This is a genomic window from Lysobacter sp. KACC 24251, from assembly GCF_057747755.1.
The window spans coordinates 142,752-162,473 of sequence record NZ_CM173222.1; the positions used below are offsets into that span (position 1 = coordinate 142,752).

Here is a 19,722-nt window from a genome sequence, read left to right on the forward strand (position 1 = left end):
GGAGACGCGCAGTGTCCGCGCGATGTCAGTCCGCGTCCTTCAACCACCGCGCCGCATCCAGCGCGAAGTAGGTAAGCACGCCATCGGCGCCGGCACGCTTGATGCTGGTCAGCGCTTCCAGCGCGCAGCCACGCTCGTCGATCCAGCCGTTCAGCGCGGCGGCCTTGAGCATCGCGTACTCGCCGCTGACCTGGTAGACGAAGGTCGGCGCGCCGAACTCGTCCTTGGCGCGGCGGACGATGTCCAGGTACGGCAGGCCCGGCTTGACCATGATCATGTCCGCGCCTTCGTCCAGGTCCAGCGCGATCTCGCGCATCGCCTCGTCGGAGTTGGCCGGGTCCATCTGGTAGGTGTACTTGTTGCCCTTGCCGAGCGCGCCGGCGCTGCCGACGGCGTCGCGGAACGGGCCGTAGAACGCGCTGGCGTACTTGGCGCTGTAAGCGAGGATCCGCGTGTGGATGTGGCCTTCGACTTCCAGCTCGCCGCGGATGGCGCCGATGCGGCCGTCCATCATGTCGCTGGGGGCGACGACGTCGGCGCCGGCGCGCGCGTGCGAGATCGCCTGCTTGACCAGCGCCTCGACAGTCTCGTCGTTCATCACGTAGCCGCTGTCATCCAGCAGTCCGTCCTGGCCGTGGACCGTGTACGGGTCCAGCGCCACGTCGGTGATCACGCCCAGTTGCGGGAAGCGTTCCTTCAGCGCGCGCACGGCGCGTTGCGCCAGGCCGTCGTCCTGCCACGCGGCTTCGGCGGTCAGCGACTTGGCCTCCGGCGCGGTGACCGGGAACAGGGCGAGCGCGGGCACGCGCAGTTCGCTGGCCTGCTCGGCCACCTTGAGCAGCTCGTCGATCGACAGGCGCTCGATGCCCGGCATGGAAGCGACGGCTTCGCGTCCCTTCAGCTCGTGGACGAAGACCGGGTAGATCAGGTCGTTCGCGGTGAGGACCGTCTCGCGCATCAGCCGGCGCGAGAACTCGTCGCGGCGCATCCGCCGCGGGCGCGTGTAGGGGTAGCTCATGGCGGGGCATTGTACGCGCGGTGGCCGGGCGCGGCTTGATCGTGATCAGGCTCGTCTGCGGGCATGAGTGGGCATCCCGTAGCGGCGCTGAACGCAGGGCCCACGCATTCGCGCCGTCGAACGCACATTTGACACCGGTCAAGGCGCGCGCGCGGCAGGGCACTAGAGTGGCGCCATCCTAGCCACCTCAGTGTTCACAGCCATGGATCTCCGCAACCCGGGTCGCCGTCGTTTCCTCGCCTATTCCGCCGCCGCCGCGGCGATCCCGCTGGTGCTCAAGGCGTTGCCGGCCGAGGCCGCGCCCGCTGCGTTGCCCAAGCTGACCGTCGCCAACCCGCAGGCCAAGGCGCTGGCCTACACCGAGAACGCCGCCGCGGTGAAGCACCCGGTGTTCAAGGCCGGCAGCAACTGCCTCAACTGCACGCTGTACAAGGGCGCCAAGGGCCAGGCCTACGGGCCGTGCACGCTGTTCCCGCAGAACACGGTGGCGGCCAAGGGCTGGTGCAGCGCCTGGGCGAAGAAGGCCTGATCGGATAACACCGACGTCCACTCCGGTCGCGTTGGAGTGGGCGTTTCGCGGTGCCTGCACGCTGGCGGCTGGCGCGGGAGCGGTCCCGATACGCGAGCGTGCACGTCTGCCCGTATCCGCATACGCCCGGTAGGATGGCGCGGTGCGCATGTTCCGCTCCTTCCCGGTCTCCGTTCGCGTCTGCCTGCTGGCGTTGGCCGCGCTGGTCGCGGTGTGCTGGCTCGGTGGGTGGCTGGATGGCCACGACCCGCACGCGCCGGACTGGAGTGCCTTGTCGGTGGCGCCGGGCGTGGCGGGGCACGGCTTCGGCACCGACGCCATCGGCCGCGACGTGCTGGCCCGCACCCTCGCCGGCGGGCGGCTGTCGCTGACCATCGGCCTGATGTCCAGCGTGATCGCGCTGCTGGTCGGCGTGGGTTACGGCGCCATCGCGGGCCTGGCCGGCGGACGGGTCGAACGCGCGATGCTGCGCGTGCTTGACGTCTTCAGCGCGCTGCCGTTCCTGCTGGTGGTGATCCTGCTGCTGACCCTGTTCGAGCGCTCGCTCGGCCTGTTGCTGGCCGCCATCGGTGGCTATGTGTGGATCGACCTCGCGCGGGTGATGCGCGCCGAGGCCGCGCGCCTGCGCGAGGCGCCGTTCCTGCTTGCCGCCCAGGCCGCCGGCGCGAGTTTCCGCCAACGCCTGCACTGGCACGTGCTGCCCAACCTGTTGCCGCTGGCGTTCGTCTACCTTGGCCTGATCCTGCCGCAGGCAATCCTGGTGGAAAGCTTCCTCGGCTTCCTTGGCCTCAGCGTGGACGAGCCGTCAGCCAGCTGGGGCACGCTGCTGGCCGAAGGCGTGCAGGAACTGGACAGCGCGCCGTGGACGCTGCTGTTTCCGGCCGGCTTTCTGGTCACCACGCTGGCATTGTTCCAGTTTCTCGGCGATGGGCTGCGCGACTGGATGGACGTCCGTGGTGGGCATGACGAGGCGGCGGCGTGAGCGTGGCGCTGATCGCCGTGCACGGGCTGGAAGTGGCAACCCGGCCCCCGCGGCGGGCGCCCAGCCGCTGCCTGCTCGGCCCCTTGGATCTTGGCCTGCACGCGGGCCAATGCCTCGGCCTGGTCGGTGAAAGCGGCAGCGGCAAGAGCCTGAGCGCGCTGTCGCTGCTGGGCCTGCTGCCCACCGGGTTGTCCGCCACCGGCGCGCTGTCGGTGGATGGCGTGCCGGTCGGGCTGGGCACGTCGGCGCATGCCGCACTGCGCGGGCGGACGCTGGGCTGGGTGCCGCAGGACCCCTTGGCCACCCTGCATCCCCTGCGCAGCATCGGGGCGCAACTCGTCGAAACCCTGCGCGTGGTGCGCGGCCTGTCCCGCGCGCCTGCGTCCGCCGAGGCCGAGCGCCTGCTCGCGCGCGTGCAACTGCCCGACCCCGCAACGGCCCTCGGGCGCTTTCCGCACCAGTTCTCGGGCGGGCAGCGCCAGCGCATCGCCATCGCGCTGGCGTTGGCCACGCAGCCGCGCGTGCTCATTGCCGACGAGCCGACATCGGCGCTGGACGCGCGCATCGCCCGCGACATCCTCGACCTGCTGGACCAGCTTCGCCGCGAGGACGGCCTGGGGCTCCTGCTGATCAGCCACGACCTGCCGCTGGTGGGCGAGTACGCACAGCACCTGGTGGTGCTTCGCCGCGGGCACGTGGTGGAGCAGGGCGACACGCGCCGCGTGTTCGCCGCGCCGGCGCACGCCTACACCCGGGAACTGCTGGCGGCCGACCGCTTGGCATCCCTGCCACCGGTGGCAGGCGAGGCACCGGTGCTGTTGCGGGGCGAAGGCTTGCGCATGCACTACCCACGCGCGCCGCGGGCGGCGCTGGATGGCGTGGACCTGGTGCTGCGTCGCGGCGAAGGCCTGGCGCTGGTGGGCGAGAGCGGCAGCGGCAAGAGCACGCTCGGCCGCGCGCTGCTGCGCCTGCTGCGTGGAGCGCAGGGACGGGTGTGGCTGCAGGACGAGGAGCTGACCGCGTTGCCGCGCGCCGCCCTGCGCCGTCTGCGTCGCCGCGTCGGCGTGGTGTTCCAGGATCCGTATGCCTCGCTCGATCCGCGCATGCGCATCGCCGACATCGTGGCCGAACCGTTGCGCATCCATGGCTTGGGCGATGCCCCCACGCGGCGGGACAGGGCGGCGGCGCTGCTGGAAGCCGTGGGGCTGGAGCGGGCCATGCTCGATCGCTACCCGCACCAGTTCTCCGGCGGACAGCGCCAGCGCATCGCCATCGCGCGCGCGCTGGCCACCGATCCGGACCTGCTGGTGTGCGACGAGGCGGTCTCCGCGCTGGATGCGCACCATCGCGCGTCGGTGTTGGCGCTGCTGGCCCGGCTCAAGCGCGAACGCGGCCTGGCGCTGCTGTTCGTGACCCACGACCTGGCCGCGGCGGCGGCGGTGGCCGAACGCATCGCGGTGCTGGAGGGCGGGCGCATCGTCGAGACTGGCGCCACCGCCCAGGTGCTGCGGGTGCCGCGGCATGCGCACACCCGGGCCCTGCTGGCGGCGCGGCCGGCCGTGTGAGCGCGCCGCGCGGCGGGGAGGCTACCCGCCGGGCAGTCGCCTCAGATCACGCCGCCGCCGATCCCCAAGCGCACGACGCCGACCACGATCACCAGCGCGTTGAGCACCAGGCCGGCTTTCGCGCGACCGCGGTGGCCGGGCCGGCTGAGCAGGATGCCGACCGCGGCGATGATTGCGCCGATCGCGGCGAACGGGATCAGGAACCAGTTACCCCATCCGAGCAGCGGGATCAACGCCACGATCATCCACACCATCGCGACGATGCCCCACACCAAGCTGATCAATCCCATCGAGAACGCTCCATGATGATGGCGCAGGCGCCGTTGCCATGATCATGACCGATCGCTGGCCGGAGTGCTGACATGGGCCCGGGCCGGCGCGGGGCGCGTCGGCGGCGGGACGGTCCGGGTCTCCGTGGTTGCCGGAGCCAACGCCGGGTCTAGGCCACCGCTTGCCCGTGCACGCCGTCGATCTCCACGCGCAGTTCGCGCCGGCACACCGCACCGTGCAGCACGATATGCGGCACCGAGGCGGGCAGGCGTGCGGCCAGTGCTTCGGTGACACGCGGCAGCTCGGCGGCGTCGCGCACGTAGACCTTGAGCCGGCTGCCCGCGCCGAACGAGGCCGGCAAGCCGGGCCGCTGCTGGCGAGCGCGGTCGATGAGGTGGTCAAGGTTGACCAGCACCTCGTCCAGTTGCGCTTCGACGCAGTCGCGGTGCTGCGATTCGTGGCCGACGATCGCCGCGGTGCCCGAGAGCATCAGCGGCATCGCGCTGCCCGCCGGCGGCAGCATCGCGCGGGCAAAGCCGGGCGGTTGCGGGCCGTACTGGCGCGGGTAGCGCCAGGCGCTGAGCTGGCGTGGGTTTTCCAGCGGGGTGCCGGGTGCGCGTGCGGCCAGCCAGTACACCTGCAGCCGGCGTTCGCCGTCGACCCGGCCGATGGCGGTGGCGGCGGGCAGGGTGCCCGGGTCCACGGTGCCCAACGCCCGCGCGCGGCCCACGCAGAAGCGGCGGTAGCGCTCGTCGTCGCTGTCGCCGGTGGTGATGCCGTCGAGGTAGTTCCACATCCGCAGCAGGTGCGGGTAGCCGCGCGCGACGACGAAGGCCGACAGCCGGCGGTAGATGGCTTCCGTGGTGCGCTCGATGTCGCTGTCGTCGTCGCCGGGCAGTTCGTCCAGTTCGATGGCGCCGAACTGCAGCGCGCCGTCTTCGGCCCAGGCGACGTCGCCGTCGCGACCGCGCGCCACCGGGCCGGCACCGCGCCACACTTCCAGCGGGGCGGTCCCGTGCGGCTGCAGCGACACGCGCAGATAGCGCGGATCGTCGTGGCGCGGCGCGTCACGCCCGAAGCCGAACACGGCCAGGGTGTTGTCGCCGGCCAGCAGCGCGTCGAGGTCGGCGTCGGAGTAGTCCACCGTCCAGCGCGGGGCCGGCGGGGAGGAGGTGGCGGCCACCGACGGAGCGCCAGCGGTCGGGTGCGGCGAAGTCATGCCGCCATGATACCGGGCCGGTTCAGGCCGGTGCGCGGAGTATGCTCGAAGAAACCCGCCGAGTCCGACCCCGATGATGCCCCGCCGCCTGCTGTCCGCCCTCGCCCTGTCCGCCCTGCTGCTGGCCGGCTGCGCCAGCACCCACCGGGTCATCCTTGCGCCGCCGCGCCCCGCCATTGCGGTCGAGCAGGTGAAGGTCTACCACGTGGCCCCCAAGCGCTACGAGGAGATCGCGCGGCTGGAATCGTCCAGCGCGATTGGTTTTGGCACGCCGGGGCAGACCGACGCCGCGATCGCGCGCCTGCGCCGCGAGGCCGCGAAGCTGGGCGCCAACGGCGTGCTGCTGCTCGGCGTGGGCAGCGTGGCGCCGCCGGTGTCGGTGGGCGTGGGTACGGGCGTTCACCGCAGCCATGTGGGCATCTACGGCGGCTTCGGGGTTCCGACCACGCAGCGGCAGGCGGTGGGCGTGGCGATCCACGTCATCGAGGAATAAGGGGCAAGACCGGGCGCGTCCGTTCAGCTTCGGCGCCGGGCCGGGCCGGGCCGGGGCACGTTCAGCGCGTGACGGCCCGCGGGGCCGCGGTTGCCGGCGCGAACTCGCCGCTGGGATCGTCGATCAGCGGCGGATGCGCGCGGATGCTGCGGTACACCTGCCACATCCCGCCGCGGCGCAGCACCTGAGCCACCACGTGCGAGGTGATCCGGCCCAAGTCCTGCAGCGGGCGGAAATGGCTGGCGCGGAACTGCTCGTCGCCGTTGGGCTGCTGGTAGCGCGATTCGATCGGCACCGACACCACGCGCGTACCCAGCTGGCGCGCGGCGGAAATCAGCACCTGCGCCTCGAACACGAAGCCTTCGCCGGGGATGTCGCGCAATGCGCACACCTCGGCGGGATAGAAGCGCTGGCCGCTCTGGGTGTCGGCGATCTGGTAGCCGGTGCCCCAGGCGATCCCCCAGTCGCCGAAGCGGTTGGCCAGCTTGCGGTACAGCGGGGCCTGCGCGCGCTTGCGCAGCCGCGCGCCGATCACCAGGTGGCCGGGATAGCGGTTGGCGGCGTCGAGCAGGCGCGGGATGTCCTCGGCACGATGCTGGCCGTCGCCGTCCATGGTGACCACGCCGCGCAGGCCGCGCTGCAGTGCTTCGTTGAAGCCGGTGCGCAGGCTGGCACCCTTGCCGCGGCGCGTGGGATGGCGCAGCACGGTGACCGGCAGGTCGGCGATACAGGCGGCGGTACCGTCGTCGGAGCCATCGTCCACCACGATCACGTGCGCGCATTCGGCCAATGCCGCCTCGACCACGCCGCGGATGCGCAGCGATTCGTTGAGGGCCGGTATGACGACGGCGACGTTGTGGCGTTCGAGCATGCGCGGTTCCGGCGAGGGGGAGCGACGGAAGCCCTGCGCACTGCGTCGTAGGGCCGACCGACTTGGGTCGGAGTATAGGCAGTGGCGCGTGATGTGGAACCCCGGGGCGGCCAATGCCCGTGCCTCCATTCAGGCTGGAATGCGCATCGTGTTGGCGCATGGCGAGGGCGGGCAGCGCGCGCGTGGAGGTGCTGCCGCGTTGGACGGCCGGTATTGCCTTGGGTCTGTGACCGGCGGCGCGGCTCCCTCGGCTGATCCAGGTGCAGCTCGGCTCCGCCGGCGCCCCACCACGTGGGCGCCGGCGTCGACGTCCATCAGCCGCGCGGCTTGGCCTTCTGCGCCGGAACGAACTCCTCGCGTACCGCCTTGGCCAGCAGGTCCGGCGGCAGCAGGCCCTGGTCGAGCAGGAAGTCGTTGAACGCCTTGCGGTTGAAGCGGTCGCCCAGCGCCAGCTCGGTCTCGGCGCGCAGCTGCATGATCCGCGCGTAGCCGTAGAAGTAGCTGCCGGCCTGGCCGGGCGCCTTGACCGTGTAGCGGTCGACTTCCTGCCGCGCCATCGCCTTCGAATACCCCACCTGCTCGGTCAGCACCTTGAACGCGGTGTCGCGGTCGGTGAGGCCCAGGTTGAGCATCGGGTCGAGCATCGCGCGCGCGGCGCGCAGCAGGCGGAACTGCAGGGCGATCAGCTGGCCCTCGAGCGGCTCGTACGGCACCATCTCCGCCTCGGCATACAGGGCCCAGCCTTCGACATTGACCGAGTTGAACGCGTACAGCGTGCGCGCCAGCGACACGCCGCGCTCGACCATCGCGGTGAACTGCAATTCGTGGCCGGGGCGGCCTTCGTGCGCGGTGAGCGTCCACGCGCCGGCCGGGTAGTTGAAGTCGTCATACGCGCCGTCGGCGCCGGCGTTGGGGTTGCCCAGTGGCAGCACGAAGGTGCCCTGCTGGCCGGTGTTACCCACCAGCGGCGCCGGCAGGAAGTGTGGCGCCGGCTGCGCGGCGCTTTCGGCCTCGCTGCCCAAACGCATCTGCATCGGCCGCTGCGGCAGCGACACGATGTCGTGCTTGGCAATGAGGCGGTCGAGCTCCGGCATCACCGTGGTGCGGTAGAACGGCTCGATCTGGTCGTTGGCCAGCTGCGGCTGCTTGAGTTCCCTGATCACGCCGATGTAGTCGGTGGCCTTGAGCCCCTTGGCCTTGGCCACCAGCGGTGCCAGCTGCTGCATGGCGTTGCGCGTTTCCATGAACTCCAGCTGCGCCCGCTCGATCAGCACGCGCGGATCGATGTCGATGCCGACGTTCTTCAGCGACAGCGCGTACAGCTCGTCGGGCAGCTGGTAGGTGGTGCGTGCGGTCGGCAGCACGCTGGCCTTCGACCACGCGGCGTAGTCGGTCAGCTGCTTGTCCAGCGCGTCGAGCGCCGTATCGGCGCCTTCGACCTTGTACTTGGCGAACAGTGCGCGGATGCCCTTGAGGTAGGTGGGCAGGTTGTCGATGGACTGCTGCACCGACTGCTGGGTGGGTTGCAGCAGCCCGGCCTCGTTGCGCTCGTCGTAGCGCTGGCGCGCCTGGGTGGCCAGCGGCGTGCTCCCGGCGACCTGGCCGACATAGCGCTGCAGGCGCTTGAGTGCCATCGCGCGGCGCGCCGGCGGGGTCTGGTCGCTGAGCAGGCCCTGCATGCCCTGGAATACCGACTGGCCGACATCGGCCCACGGCCGGGTCAGGCGCTCGTTGACCTCGCTGGCCTCGATCGCGTCATCGGCCGCCTTGATCAGGATTTCCAGGTCCTGGCGGACGTTGGGATCGCGCTCCAGCTGCAGCTTGGTCGACAGTTCGGCGCGGGCCTTGCCGGTGGCATCGCGGAAACGCTTGCCATTGTCGGGGCCGAAATCGGCGGTCTTGTCGTCGTAGCCGGGGATGCCGAAGAACGACAGCTGCTCGGGGAAGAAGTCGCCCTGCGCCTTGAGCAGGATCGAGGTGTATTCGTTGCTGCGCGCCACCCATGCAGGGGCGGCCTTGGCCGCGGGGGCCTTTGCGGCGGCGGTCGCGGAGGCGGGCGCCAGCAGTACGGGCGCGGCGAGGGCAGGCAGGGGCGCGAGCAGCGCCACGGCGATGGCGAGGACGAGTGGCTTGGTCATGTGGGAGGCCCCAGGGCGGAAAGGCCCCCAGCATCGCCGCAGCGGGGCCGCCATCACATCCGCCGAAGGTCACAGTGCCCGGCCTCCTCCGCAGCGGGTGCGTGCCCGCGGCGCAGGCGCGGGGAGGGCTTGGGTCAGGGCCCGCGGTGCGACGCCAGCCGGGGCAGGGCGCCCCGGCTGCCGGTGCGACTCAGCGTGTCGACGGCTTCAGGCAGCGGCCGAAGAAGTCTTCGGTCAGGCGGAAGCGGTGCAGCAGGTCGGCGCCGCTGAGGCCGTGCTTGGCGCCCGGGTACGTCATCAGCTCGAACGGCTGAGCACGCTTCTGCAAGGCGCTCATCAGCACGGTGGAGTTGCTGAAGAGCACGTTGTCGTCGGCCATGCCGTGGATCAGCAGCAGCGGCGACTTCAGTCCGTCGATGTGGGTGAGCACGCGGCCGTCGCGGTAGCCGTCCGGGTTGGCCGCCGGCAGGTTCATGTAGCGCTCGGTGTAGTGGGTATCGTACAGGCCCCAGTCGGTGACCGGTGCCCCGGCCACGCCGCAGGCGTAGGTGTCGGAGGCCTTGGCCAGCAGCATCAGCGTCATGTAGCCGCCGTTGGACCAGCCGTACACGCCGATGCGGCCCGGGTCGATCCACGGCTGGGCCTGCAGCCACTTCGCACCGGCCAACTGGTCCTCCACTTCCACCGTGCCCTGCACGCCGTACAGCGCGCCGCCGAAGGCCGCGCCGCGGCGCGGGGTGCCGCGGTTGTCCAGCGAGAACACCACGTAGCCGTTCTGCGCCAGGTACTGGTTGAACCAGTGGTCGCCGCGGCCAGGCCAGGCGCGGCTCACGGTCTGCGTGGCCGGTCCGCCATACACGTACACCACCGCCGGATATCGCTTTCCCGGGTTGAAGCCAGCGGGCTTGATCACGCTGTAGTGCAGCGCGGTGGTGCCATCGGCGGCGGTGAGGGTGCCGTACTCCACCGGCCGTTGCGCATCGCGGTACGGCGCGTACGGATGCGTGGCATCCGCGAGATCGTTGGCGAGCAGCGTGGCGAGCGGGCTGCCGTCGTTGCGGAACAGCTGCAGCTGCGGGGGCGTGGTCGGGTTGGACCAGCTGTCGACGTACACGCTGGCGTTGGTGGCGAAGGTGGCGTTGTGCACGCCGTCGGCCTTCGACAGGCGCTCGATGGCGCCGCCAGCCAGCGGCACGCGGTACACCTGCACGTCCAACGGCGTGTCCTTGCCGGCGCTGAAGTAGACGAAGCCCGCCGCCTCGTCCACCGCGAGCACCGCATCGATCGGCCACGCGCCCGAGGTCAGCGCGGTGGCGTTGCCGTCGGCGCCGATTACATACAGGTGCTCGAAACCGCTGCGCTCGCTGCTCCACAGCAGTCGCCCATCCTTGAGGAAGCGCAGGTCGCTGTGCAGCGGCACCCAGGTCTTGCTGGTCTCGGTGACCAGTACGCGCTGCTTGCCGTTGCGGAGGTCGGCCTCGACCAGCTCCAGCAACTTCTGGTCGCGCGACTGGCGCTGGAAGGTCACGTGCTTCGCATCGCGCCAGTCCACACGCGCGAGGTAGATGTCGTCCTCCTTGCCCAGGTCGATCCAGGTGGGCTTGGCGCCGGCCTTGGGTGCGATGACGCCCAGCTGCACCAGCACGTTCTTGTCGCCGGCAGCCGGATAGCGCTGTTCGATCACCTCGGTACGATCCGGATACACCTCGTAGCGCTTCTGCACCGGCACCGGGCTCTCGTCAATGCGCGCGAAGGCGATGGCGCTGTCATCCGGCGCCCACCAGTAGCCAGTGTGGCGGTCCATTTCCTCATCGGCGACGAATTCGGCCACGCCGTTGCCGATCACCGCGCTGCCGTCCCTGGTGAGCTGCGCGCTCTTGCCGGTGGCCAGGTCGATCACCCACAGGTTGCGCTCGCGGATGAAGCTGACGAAGCCGCCCTTGGGCGAGAGCTTGGGGTCGGTGGCGAAGCCTTCGCCATTCGTCAGCTTGCGCACGCCGGCCTTGCCGGGCTGGGCCAGGTCGTACAGGTACAGTTCGCCGCCCAGCGGGAACAGCAGCGCCTTGCCGTCCGGCGACCACTGGTAATCGACGATGCCGCTGAGCGAGGCGATGCGCTGGCGCTCGCGGCGGGCCTTTTCCTCGTCGCTGAGTACTTCGGCGCCGGGCAGGACGTCGTTGGAGTCCACCAGCAGCGCGGTGGTGCCGGTGGCGATGTCGTAGGCCCACAGGTCGAGGCGGTTCTTGTCCGCGTCCTTGCCGCGCAGGAAGGTCACGCGGCTGCCGTCGGGTGCGACCTTGGCCTTCATCAGGCTCGGCCCCGACAGCGAGGTGCTGCCGGTGATGGCTTCCAGGGTGAGCTTGCCCGGCGTGGGCGAGGCGGGCGAGGCAAGGGCGGCAGTGGCAATCATCGACGTGGCGATCAGGCTGGCGGCGAGGCCGCGGCGGAGGCTGTTGTTCATGGCTTACGGGGTCGGGGTTCCGAACAGGTTCTTGCGCATTTCCGCGGTCATCTCGCGTTGCGCGCCGTACTGCGTGGCCAGCGCGTACGCGCGCTGCACCGCCGGGCGTGCTGCGACATCGGCGTGCCAGCGGTTGAGGTGGAGGAAGCCGGACAGGTCCAGCGGCGCCTTGGTGTACGGGTTGATCCACGGATGGATGGCCATGTCGGCGATGGAATACTCGTCGCCGGCGACAAACGCGCGGCCTTCCAGGCGCCGGTCGAGCACCCCCAGCAGGCGCAGCACTTCGCGCCGGTAACGGTCCTTGGCGTAGGCGATGTCCTCGGGGGCGTAGACATGGAAATGGCCGTACTGGCCAGTCATCGGCCCAAGCCCGGCCATCTGCCAGAACAGCCATTCGCTGGCTTCGATGCGCGCGCGCGGGTCGGCGGGGAGGAAACGCCCGGTCTTGCCGGCCAGGTACTGCAGGATCGCGCCGGATTCGAACACGCTGATCGGGGCACCGCCGTCGGCGGGGGCGCGGTCGATGATCGCCGGCATCTTGTTGTTGGGCGAGAAGGCGAGGAATTCGGGCTTGAACTGGTCGCCGGCGCCGATGTCCACCGGGTGCACGGTGTAGGGCAGGGCTGCTTCTTCGAGGAAGAGGGTGATCTTGTGGCCGTTGGGCGTGGGCCAGTAGTACAGCTCGATCATGCCGTGGCTCCGGGCGGGGGAAGGGCGAGTGTACGCGGTGTGGCGGCAGGGTTCCGCGACCTGTGCGGGCCGTTGGCGCAGGGCCGAGGCGCCGGTACTCTAGGCGACTTTCGAGCCAACCCACGCCGTACCCATGTCCCAGCCCCGCCCGTCGCTCAACCCCCTACCCGCCCTGATCTTCAGCTCGCGATGGCTGCAGCTGCCGCTGTACCTGGGCCTGATCGCGGCGCAGGGCGTGTATGTGTTCCTGTTCCTGAAGGAGCTGCTGCACCTGATCCAGGACGCCGCCTCGCTGAGCGAGCAGGGGATCATGCTGATCGTGCTCGGCCTAATCGACGTGGTGATGATCTCCAACCTGCTGGTGATGGTGATCGTGGGCGGCTACGAGACCTTCGTCTCGCGCCTGCGCCTGGAAGGCCACCCGGACCAGCCCGAGTGGCTGAGTCACGTCAACGCCAGCGTGCTCAAGGTCAAGCTGGCGATGGCGATCATCGGCATCTCCTCGATCCACCTGCTGAAGACCTTCATCGAGGCCGGGCAGCTGGGCCTGCCGCTGTGCACCCCGGAACTGACGGCGGCAGCGGCGCTGTGCGCCAAGACCACCGCCGCCGGCGTGATGTGGCAGACCATCATCCACTGCGTGTTCATCCTGTCGGCGATCGGCATTGCCTGGACCGACAAGCTGATGACCGGCGTGTCGGCCAAGCGCGAGCACGAAGCGCACCACTGAGGCTCATCGCGCCCGGTAGAATGGCGCGATGGATGTCTCCCACCTGCTTGACGCGCTGAACCCGGCGCAACGCGAAGCCGTGTCCGCGGCGCCCGGCCATTACCTGGTGCTGGCGGGCGCCGGTTCCGGCAAGACCCGCGTGCTCACCCACCGCATCGCCTGGCTGAACGAAGTCCACGGCGTGCCCACGCACGGCATCCTGGCGGTGACCTTCACCAACAAGGCCGCCGGCGAGATGCGCCACCGCCTGGACGCACAGTTGCGCCACGGCGCCCGCGGGATGTGGGTCGGCACTTTCCACGGCCTCGCCCACCGCCTGCTGCGCCTGCACTGGCAGGACGCCAGGCTGCCGGAGGGCTTCCAGGTGCTCGACAGCGACGACCAGCTGCGCCTGGTCAAGCGCGTGGTGCAGCAACTGGAGCTGGACGACGTGCGCTTCCCGCCGCGGCAGATCGTCTGGTGGATCAACGCGCAGAAGGACGAGGGCCGGCGTCCGCAGCACATCCAGGCCAGCGCCGATCCGTGGGCCGACGTGATGCGCCGCGCCTACGAGACCTACCAGGAGCGCTGCGAGCGCGCCGGGCTGGTCGACTTCGCCGAATTGTTGCTGCGCGCCCACGAGCTGCTGCGCGACAACCCGGCGCTGCTGGCGCATTACCGCCACCGCTTCAGCGAGATCCTGGTGGACGAGTTCCAGGACACCAACGCCATCCAGTACGCGTTCGTGCGCGTGCTGGCTGGGGACACGGGCCACGTGTTCGTGGTCGGCGACGACGACCAGGCGATCTACGGCTGGCGCGGTGCCAAGGTCGAGAACGTGCAGCGCTTCCTCAAGGACTTCGCGCACACCGCCAGCGGCGAGGCGAAGACCATCCGCCTGGAGCAGAACTACCGTTCCAGCGCCAACATCCTCAACGCCGCCAACGCGGTCATCGCACACAACCCCGACCGCCTCGGCAAGAAGCTGTGGACCGACACCGGCGAAGGCGAGCCGATCGACCTGTACGCCGCATACAACGAGATGGACGAGGCGCGCTTCGTGGTCGAGCGCATCCGCCAGTGGGTGCGCGACGGCGGCAGCCATGGCGATTGCGCGGTCCTGTACCGCAGCAACGCGCAGTCGCGTGCGTTCGAAGAACTGCTGCTGGCCGAGCAGGTGCCGTTCCGCGTGTACGGCGGCATGCGCTTCTTCGAGCGCGCCGAAATCAAGGACACCCTGGCCTACCTGCGCCTGATCGCCAACCGCAGCGACGACGCTGCGTTCGAGCGCGCGGTCAACACGCCGGCGCGCGGCATCGGCGAGAAGACGCTGGACGAGGTGCGGCGCCGCGCGCGCCATGACGCCGTGGCGCTGTGGGAAGCCGCGCGCCGCATCGTCGACGAGGGCGGACTGACCGCACGCGCGCGCAACGCGGTGGGCGGCTTCCTCACGCTGCTCGATGCCATCGACAACGACGTGCAGGCGATGACCCTGCCGGAGAAGATCGACCACGCGCTGATCCGTTCCGGGCTGCGCGACCACTACTTCAACGAGTCGCGCGGCCAGCTCGACTCGCGCGTGGATAACCTCGACGAACTGGTGTCGGTGGCCTCGCGCTTCACCCGCGGCGACGACGAGGTGGACGCGGCGATGCCCGAGCTGATCGCGTTCCTCAGCTACGCGCAGCTGGAGGCCGGTGAAGGCCAGGCCCAGGCCGGCGAAGAAGGCGTACAGCTGATGACCCTGCACAGCGCCAAGGGCCTGGAGTTCCCGCTGGTGTTCCTTGGTGGCATGGAGGAGGGGCTGTTCCCCAGTGCCAAGTCGAGCGAGGAGTCGGGCCGGCTGGAGGAGGAACGCCGGCTGGCGTACGTGGGCATCACCCGTGCGCGGCAGAAGCTGGTGCTCAGCTACGCCGAGAGCCGCCGCCTGCACGGCCAGGACATGTACGGCATGCCGTCGCGGTTCCTGCGCGAGATTCCGCCGCACCTGCTGCATGAGGTTCGGCCCAAGGTGCAGGTGTCGCGCCCGGTGTACGGCAGCGCGCCGCGCGCGTTCCCCGCCGGCGGGCGCGGGCATGCGTCGATCGAGGCGCCGCCGGTCAAGCTCGGAGCGGTGGTGCGCCATCCCAGTTTCGGCACCGGCACGGTGGTTGATTACGAGGGCAGCGGCGCGCACGCACGCGTGCAGGTCAACTTCGACGACGCCGGCAGCAAGTGGCTGGTGCTGGCCTACGCCAACCTGCAGCCGGTGTGACCAGCTGCGCGAAATTTGCCCATCGCCCACTCAGGTTCGCACCGGGGCCGGGCGCTAGAATGCGCTTGGGGCGTTGGCAGATGGCAGGGGCATGATCCAATTCACGGTGGCGGACTGGGCGGCGTGGGCCCCCGGCCTGCACGAGCGCGGGGCGTGGCAGGCCTGGTCGAAGGCGCCTGTCTTGCCGGCGGGCGACGATACGCCGGCCTTGCCGGAGGTGCCGGCCATGCAGCGACGCCGCATCGAACGGCTGGGGCGGATGGCGGTGCAGGCCGCGTGGTGGTGCAGCCAGGCCGAGACGGCCGGGGTGCCGCTGGTCTTCGCCTCGCGCCACGGCGACGTGCAGCGTTCGTTCGAGTTGCTGGAGCAACTGGCCCGTGGCGAATCGATGTCGCCGACCCACTTCGGCCTGTCGGTGCACAACGCCATCGCCGCGCTGTACTCCATCGTGCGTGGCGAGCGCGGCAACTACCTCGCGCTCGCCGCCGGCCGGGCCACCGCCGAAGCTGCGCTGGTGGAAGCGGCCGGGCTGCTCGCCGATGGCGCGCCGGAGGTGCTGGTGGTGGTGTACGACGCCCGTCCGCCGGCAGCGTACGCCAGCTTCCTCGACGAGCCCGATCCGTTCTACGCCTGGAGCTGGCGCGTGCGCGCCGATGGGGAAGGCACGCGCCTGTCGCTGGCGTGGGCGGCGGAGATGACCGGTGATGACGCTTCCGCCCCTGAGGAGGCGCCTTCCGCGGCACGCACGTTGATCGCCGGCGAGCGCGGGCTGGGCGACGCACATGACGAGACGACTGTGCTCGCCAATTGCGCCACCCTCACGACAGCGCTTCCCGCCGGCCTGGACGCGCTGCGTTTCCTGCTCGCCGGGGATGGGCTGCGCGAGCACCGTGCCGATGGCCTGTGCTGGACGTGGCAACGCCATGGTTGAGGCCACGCTGACGCGGTCCGGCTGGGCGGAGCGCCTCAACCACCTGTGGCGGATCGCGGCCACCGGCGTGAGCTTCCTCGCCTTTGGCGTGGGTGGCCTGCTGCTGGGCTTGCTGGTGTTCCCGCTGATCAACCTGGCGGTGCGCGATCCCGCGCGGCGCCGGCGCTGGGCCCGGCGACTGGTGCAAAAGAGCTTCGCCTCCCACATCGAGCTGATGCGCGTGCTGGGCGTGCTGACCTACGAAATCCGCGGCCGTGAGCGCCTGCAACGCGATGGCCTGCTGGTGCTGGCCAACCATCCCACGCTCATCGATGTGGTGTTCCTGATCTCGCTGCTACCCAACGCCGACTGCGTGGTGAAGTCGGCGCTGGCCCGCAACCCGTTCACGCGGGGCCCGGTGCGCGCGGCTGGCTACGTGTTCAACGACGATGGCGCGGGGCTGGTCGATGACTGCATCGCCGCCGTGCGCCGCGGTGGCACCCTGGTCATCTTCCCGGAAGGCACCCGCACCCGTCGCGATGCGCCGATGCAGCTGCAACGCGGCGCGGCCAATATCGCCGTGCGCGGCCGGCTGGCCATCACGCCCGTACGGCTGAGCTGTACGCCCATGACGTTGGGCAAAGGCGAGAAGTGGTATCGTGTTCCGGCGTGCCGGTTCCATGTGGTGGTGGACGTTCAGCCTGACCTGGATATCGCGCCGTTCATGAACGGGGCACAGGGTGAGGCTCTGGCTGCGCGCCAACTTACCGACTATCTGACCCAGTATTTCTTCGCGGCGGGGGGCCTGCGTGCAGTCACTTGAGCTTGAGATCAAGCACCTGATCATTTCGTCGCTGTCGCTGGAAGACGTGGCGCCCGATGACATCGACGCCGCGGCGCCGTTGTTCGGCGAAGGCCTTGGCCTGGATTCCATCGACGCGCTCGAGCTCGGCCTGGCGCTGCAGAAGCGCTATGGCGTGACGCTGTCCGCGGATTCGCAGGAAACCCGCCAGCATTTCGCCAGCGTCGACGCGCTGGCCCGGTTCGTCTCCGCGCAGCAAGCCTGAGCGCAGGGGAGCAGGCACCATGACCAAGAACGAACTCTTCGACCGCATCAGCCGCATCCTGCAGGACACCTTTGAGATCGAGCCCGCGCGGATCACGCCCGAAGCGCACCTCAATGTGGACCTCGACATCGACAGCATCGACGCCGTCGACCTGATCGTGCAGCTCAAGCCGCTGCTTGGTGGCCGCCTGCAGCCGGACGCGTTCAAGTCCGTGCGCACGGTGCAGGACGTCGTGGACGTGCTGCACGGCCTGATCCGCGAAGCCGCCTGATCCGCCGGCGGCGAGGGGACGCCGTGGGCCGGATGCGCATGTTGCTGTTCATTGCGTTGTCGCTGGCGTATCCGCTGGCGGTATACACCATGCTCGGTCGTTTCGAACCACGCTGGCTGGCGGTGTTGCTGTGCGCGCTGGCGTTGCTGCGTGCCATCACCACCCGCGAGCGGCCATGGCTGTGGGCCGCCGCAGGCACCGCGCTGCTGGCGGTGTGGGCCACCGTGTTCAACGCGGCGTTACCACTGAAGCTGTATCCGGCGCTGGTCAATGGCGTGCTGCTGCTGGTGTTCTGCCTCAGCCTGCGCTTCGGTCCACCGGTGGCCGAGCGGCTGGCGCGGCTGCAGGAGCCGGACCTGCCGGCGGCGGCAGTGGCGTACACCCGTCGCGTGACCCAGGTGTGGTGCGGCTTCTTCGTGCTCAACGGTGGCCTGGCACTGGCGACCGCGCTGTGGGCCAGCGAGCGCGTGTGGGCGCTGTACAACGGTCTCATCGCCTATGGGCTGATCGGCACCCTGTTTGCCGTTGAGTGGCTGGTGCGACAGCGGGTGAAGGCGCGCGCGCATGGCTGAGTGGGTCGCGCCGAATCAGGTCGCGGTGCGGCCTCGGCCCGGGCGGGCCGTGGCCCAGGGTGCGGGCGCGAGCCTGGACCATGTTGTGTTCCGTGCGCAGGTGGCGCGCTGGCGGCAGGCGTTCGACGCCGAGCCGGGCACACGCTGGGCGCTGTACTTCGACGACGCCGTGGCGTTTGCGGCGGCGATGTTTGGCGCGTGGCATGCCAGCAAGACCGTGGTGCTCTGCGCCGATGCGCTGCCGCAGACGGTGGCGGCCCTGCGCGCCGAGGTCGATGGCCTGGCAGGTGATTTCGCGGAGGGGTGTACGCCGCTGGCCGTGCACGGATCGCCGTCCGCGGCGATGGTGGAGGACGACGGATCGATCTGGCCGCCGCTGGACGAACAGGCAACGCGGTTGGTGGTCTACACGTCCGGTTCCACCGGCGCGGCAACGGCGATCAGCAAGACCCTGGCGCAGCTGGCGCGCGAGGTCGACGCGCTGCAGGCCTCCTTCGGCGACATGCTCGAAGGCGCCGTGGTCCACGGCACGGTGTCGCACCAGCACATCTACGGGTTGTTGTTCCGCGTGCTGTGGCCGTTGGCCGCCGGCCAGGTGATCGCGCCACGACTGTTCTTCCACGAGGAGATCGCCGCCGCGCTGGACGCGCCCGCGCTGCTGGTCAGCAGCCCGGCGCACCTCAAGCGCATCCCCGACACCGTGGACTGGCGGGCGGCGCGGTCCCAGTTGCGCGCGGTGTTCAGCTCCGGCGGTGCGCTGCCCGAAGAGGCGGCGGACTCCGCCCGCACCCTGCTGGGCCAGGCCCCGATCGAGATTTTTGGCAGCAGCGAAACCGGCGGCATCGCCTGGCGTCGGCGCGAGGTTGCCGACGCGGCGTGGACGCCGTTGCCGGGAGTGTCCTGGCGCATCGCCGAGGGGCAGCTGGAAGTCGCTTCGCCGCACCTGCCCAGCACCAACTGGTGGCGCAGCGCCGACCGCGTTGAGGCAGACGGTGCCGGCGGCTTCCACCTCCTCGGCCGCGCAGACCGCATCGTCAAAGTGGAGGAACGCCGGGTCTCGCTCACCGCGCTGGAGCGCCAGCTTGCGGTCGTGCCCGACGTGGCCGAGGCGCGCGTGGTGCTGATCGATGGTCCGCGCGCCGAGTTGTCCGCAGTGGTGGTGTTGAGTGCCCAGGGCCGCGCGCGCTTGCAGGCATGCGGACGCCGCGCGCTCGCGCAGGCCTTGGGCCAGACCTTGGCCGGCGGGCAGGACGCGGTGACGCGGCCGCGGCGCTGGCGTTTCGTCGACGCGCTGCCGATGAACACGCAGGGCAAGACCACCGACGCCGCTCTGCGCGCGCTGTTCCGGCCGGAGCGACCCACGCCGCTGTGGGTGATGCGCGAGGCGACGCAGGCCCAGCTCGACCTCGAGCTGGATGCCGCCCTGGCGGTGTTCGATGGCCACTTCCCCCAGGTGCCGATCCTGCCCGGCGTCGCGCAGTTGGACTGGGCGGTGCGCTTCGGTCGCGAGGCATTCGCCTTGCCGCCGCACTTCCTGCGCATGGAGATGTTGAAGTTCCAGCGCGTGGCCCGGCCAGGCATGCGCATCCGCCTGCACCTGGAGTGGCTGCCGCAGAAATCCACGCTGGCGTTCCGTTACGAGTCCTCGCTGGGCCCCCACGCGAGCGGGCGGGTGCTGCTGGGCGAGGAGGGCGCGTGAA

General features: G+C 70.3%; 19 protein-coding genes. 12 read left to right on the forward strand and 7 right to left on the reverse strand.

Annotation, left to right across the window (positions count from 1 at the left end; genetic code table 11):
* Positions 1 to 25: 25 nt before the first annotated feature.
* A complete protein-coding gene (gene hemB / locus AC3ARF_RS00680) occupies positions 26 to 1,018 on the reverse strand; it encodes a porphobilinogen synthase (protein ID WP_498929361.1) in 993 nt (330 codons plus the stop codon).
* 202 nt (positions 1,019 to 1,220) lie between these two features.
* Between hemB and AC3ARF_RS00685 the strand changes: the two genes are divergently transcribed.
* The 3 genes from AC3ARF_RS00685 (at position 1,221) to AC3ARF_RS00695 (ending at position 4,094) form a co-directional block, all read left to right on the forward strand.
* Positions 1,221 to 1,547 carry a high-potential iron-sulfur protein gene (locus tag AC3ARF_RS00685; protein ID WP_498929363.1) on the forward strand — a complete coding sequence of 109 codons (327 nt, stop codon included), beginning with the start codon at positions 1,221 to 1,223 and terminating at the stop codon, positions 1,545 to 1,547.
* Positions 1,548 to 1,695: 148 nt separating this feature from the next.
* Complete coding sequence (locus AC3ARF_RS00690) at positions 1,696 to 2,529, forward strand: ABC transporter permease (protein WP_498929365.1); 834 nt, start codon at positions 1,696 to 1,698, stop codon at positions 2,527 to 2,529.
* On the forward strand, positions 2,526 to 4,094 hold the full coding sequence (locus tag AC3ARF_RS00695; protein WP_498929367.1) for a dipeptide ABC transporter ATP-binding protein: 1,569 nt from the start codon (positions 2,526 to 2,528) through the stop codon (positions 4,092 to 4,094). The genes AC3ARF_RS00690 and AC3ARF_RS00695 overlap by 4 nt, the downstream gene beginning before the upstream one ends.
* 41 nt (positions 4,095 to 4,135) lie before the next feature.
* Here AC3ARF_RS00695 and AC3ARF_RS00700 read toward each other — a convergent pair whose 3' ends face one another.
* Entirely contained in the window at positions 4,136 to 4,384 is a 249-nt protein-coding gene (locus tag AC3ARF_RS00700) for a hypothetical protein (protein WP_498929369.1), read from the reverse strand.
* 149 nt (positions 4,385 to 4,533) lie between these two features.
* The gene (locus AC3ARF_RS00705) at positions 4,534 to 5,583 is read right to left on the reverse strand and encodes a chorismate transformation FkbO/Hyg5 family protein (protein WP_498929371.1); all 1,050 of its coding nucleotides are present in this window, start codon (positions 5,581 to 5,583) and stop codon (positions 4,534 to 4,536) included.
* 76 nt (positions 5,584 to 5,659) lie between these two features.
* Between AC3ARF_RS00705 and AC3ARF_RS00710 the strand changes: the two genes are divergently transcribed.
* Entirely contained in the window at positions 5,660 to 6,076 is a 417-nt protein-coding gene (locus tag AC3ARF_RS00710) for a hypothetical protein (protein ID WP_498929373.1), read from the forward strand.
* Between the two features lie 61 nt (positions 6,077 to 6,137).
* On the opposite strand, the gene AC3ARF_RS00715 is transcribed toward AC3ARF_RS00710, so the two are convergent.
* From AC3ARF_RS00715 to AC3ARF_RS00730, 4 genes are all read right to left on the reverse strand, one after another.
* A complete protein-coding gene (locus tag AC3ARF_RS00715) occupies positions 6,138 to 6,947 on the reverse strand; it encodes a glycosyltransferase family 2 protein (RefSeq protein ID WP_498929375.1) in 810 nt (269 codons plus the stop codon).
* Between the two features lie 314 nt (positions 6,948 to 7,261).
* A complete protein-coding gene (locus AC3ARF_RS00720) occupies positions 7,262 to 9,085 on the reverse strand; it encodes a DUF885 domain-containing protein (protein ID WP_498929377.1) in 1,824 nt (607 codons plus the stop codon).
* A gap of 190 nt (positions 9,086 to 9,275) precedes the next feature.
* Positions 9,276 to 11,495, reverse strand: a complete 2,220-nt coding sequence (locus AC3ARF_RS00725) for a S9 family peptidase (protein ID WP_498931924.1) — start codon at positions 11,493 to 11,495, stop codon at positions 9,276 to 9,278.
* 54 nt (positions 11,496 to 11,549) lie between these two features.
* Positions 11,550 to 12,239 (reverse strand): glutathione binding-like protein, encoded by a 690-nt coding sequence (locus AC3ARF_RS00730; protein ID WP_498929379.1) that lies wholly within the window; start codon positions 12,237 to 12,239, stop codon positions 11,550 to 11,552.
* A gap of 133 nt (positions 12,240 to 12,372) precedes the next feature.
* Between AC3ARF_RS00730 and AC3ARF_RS00735 the strand changes: the two genes are divergently transcribed.
* The 8 genes from AC3ARF_RS00735 to AC3ARF_RS00770 all read left to right on the forward strand — a co-directional run bounded on the left by AC3ARF_RS00735 (position 12,373) and on the right by AC3ARF_RS00770 (position 19,721).
* Positions 12,373 to 12,969: a TIGR00645 family protein gene (locus AC3ARF_RS00735; protein ID WP_498929381.1), complete on the forward strand. Its 597-nt coding sequence runs from the start codon at positions 12,373 to 12,375 to the stop codon at positions 12,967 to 12,969.
* Positions 12,970 to 12,997: 28 nt separating this feature from the next.
* The gene (uvrD, locus tag AC3ARF_RS00740; RefSeq protein ID WP_498929383.1) at positions 12,998 to 15,202 is read left to right on the forward strand and encodes a DNA helicase II; all 2,205 of its coding nucleotides are present in this window, start codon (positions 12,998 to 13,000) and stop codon (positions 15,200 to 15,202) included.
* A 91-nt stretch (positions 15,203 to 15,293) separates the two neighbouring features.
* Entirely contained in the window at positions 15,294 to 16,133 is an 840-nt protein-coding gene (locus tag AC3ARF_RS00745; protein ID WP_498929385.1) for a beta-ketoacyl synthase chain length factor, read from the forward strand.
* Positions 16,126 to 16,935, forward strand: coding sequence for a lysophospholipid acyltransferase family protein (locus tag AC3ARF_RS00750; protein WP_498929386.1), 810 nt, complete (start codon positions 16,126 to 16,128; stop codon positions 16,933 to 16,935). Before AC3ARF_RS00745 ends, AC3ARF_RS00750 begins: the two co-directional genes overlap by 8 nt.
* The gene (locus AC3ARF_RS00755) at positions 16,922 to 17,179 is read left to right on the forward strand and encodes a phosphopantetheine-binding protein (protein ID WP_498929388.1); all 258 of its coding nucleotides are present in this window, start codon (positions 16,922 to 16,924) and stop codon (positions 17,177 to 17,179) included. The genes AC3ARF_RS00750 and AC3ARF_RS00755 overlap by 14 nt, the downstream gene beginning before the upstream one ends.
* 19 nt (positions 17,180 to 17,198) lie before the next feature.
* Complete coding sequence (locus AC3ARF_RS00760; RefSeq protein ID WP_498929390.1) at positions 17,199 to 17,450, forward strand: acyl carrier protein; 252 nt, start codon at positions 17,199 to 17,201, stop codon at positions 17,448 to 17,450.
* 38 nt (positions 17,451 to 17,488) lie between these two features.
* The gene (locus tag AC3ARF_RS00765; protein ID WP_498929392.1) at positions 17,489 to 18,022 is read left to right on the forward strand and encodes a COG4648 family protein; all 534 of its coding nucleotides are present in this window, start codon (positions 17,489 to 17,491) and stop codon (positions 18,020 to 18,022) included.
* Positions 18,015 to 19,721: an ApeI family dehydratase gene (locus tag AC3ARF_RS00770; RefSeq protein ID WP_498929394.1), complete on the forward strand. Its 1,707-nt coding sequence runs from the start codon at positions 18,015 to 18,017 to the stop codon at positions 19,719 to 19,721. The genes AC3ARF_RS00765 and AC3ARF_RS00770 overlap by 8 nt, the downstream gene beginning before the upstream one ends.
* Position 19,722 lies beyond the last annotated feature (1 nt).

What these genes read in the sequence shown, in the direction of transcription:
- AC3ARF_RS00735 (WP_498929381.1), top strand. Translation starts at nt 12,373, where the DNA reads ATGTCCCAGCCCCGCCCGTCGCTCAACCCCCTACCCGCCCTGATCTTC.
- AC3ARF_RS00690 (WP_498929365.1), top strand. Translation starts at nt 1,696, where the DNA reads ATGTTCCGCTCCTTCCCGGTCTCCGTTCGCGTCTGCCTGCTGGCGTTG.
- AC3ARF_RS00750 (WP_498929386.1), top strand. Translation starts at nt 16,126, where the DNA reads ATGGTTGAGGCCACGCTGACGCGGTCCGGCTGGGCGGAGCGCCTCAAC.
- hemB (WP_498929361.1), bottom strand. Translation starts at nt 1,018, where the DNA reads ATGAGCTACCCCTACACGCGCCCGCGGCGGATGCGCCGCGACGAGTTC.
- AC3ARF_RS00715 (WP_498929375.1), bottom strand. Translation starts at nt 6,947, where the DNA reads ATGCTCGAACGCCACAACGTCGCCGTCGTCATACCGGCCCTCAACGAA.
- AC3ARF_RS00700 (WP_498929369.1), bottom strand. Translation starts at nt 4,384, where the DNA reads ATGGGATTGATCAGCTTGGTGTGGGGCATCGTCGCGATGGTGTGGATG.
- uvrD (WP_498929383.1), top strand. Translation starts at nt 12,998, where the DNA reads ATGGATGTCTCCCACCTGCTTGACGCGCTGAACCCGGCGCAACGCGAA.
- AC3ARF_RS00760 (WP_498929390.1), top strand. Translation starts at nt 17,199, where the DNA reads ATGACCAAGAACGAACTCTTCGACCGCATCAGCCGCATCCTGCAGGAC.
- AC3ARF_RS00745 (WP_498929385.1), top strand. Translation starts at nt 15,294, where the DNA reads ATGATCCAATTCACGGTGGCGGACTGGGCGGCGTGGGCCCCCGGCCTG.
- AC3ARF_RS00720 (WP_498929377.1), bottom strand. Translation starts at nt 9,085, where the DNA reads ATGACCAAGCCACTCGTCCTCGCCATCGCCGTGGCGCTGCTCGCGCCC.
- AC3ARF_RS00770 (WP_498929394.1), top strand. Translation starts at nt 18,015, where the DNA reads ATGGCTGAGTGGGTCGCGCCGAATCAGGTCGCGGTGCGGCCTCGGCCC.
- AC3ARF_RS00765 (WP_498929392.1), top strand. Translation starts at nt 17,489, where the DNA reads ATGTTGCTGTTCATTGCGTTGTCGCTGGCGTATCCGCTGGCGGTATAC.
- AC3ARF_RS00705 (WP_498929371.1), bottom strand. Translation starts at nt 5,583, where the DNA reads ATGACTTCGCCGCACCCGACCGCTGGCGCTCCGTCGGTGGCCGCCACC.
- AC3ARF_RS00685 (WP_498929363.1), top strand. Translation starts at nt 1,221, where the DNA reads ATGGATCTCCGCAACCCGGGTCGCCGTCGTTTCCTCGCCTATTCCGCC.
- AC3ARF_RS00725 (WP_498931924.1), bottom strand. Translation starts at nt 11,495, where the DNA reads ATGATTGCCACTGCCGCCCTTGCCTCGCCCGCCTCGCCCACGCCGGGC.
- AC3ARF_RS00730 (WP_498929379.1), bottom strand. Translation starts at nt 12,239, where the DNA reads ATGATCGAGCTGTACTACTGGCCCACGCCCAACGGCCACAAGATCACC.
- AC3ARF_RS00710 (WP_498929373.1), top strand. Translation starts at nt 5,660, where the DNA reads ATGCCCCGCCGCCTGCTGTCCGCCCTCGCCCTGTCCGCCCTGCTGCTG.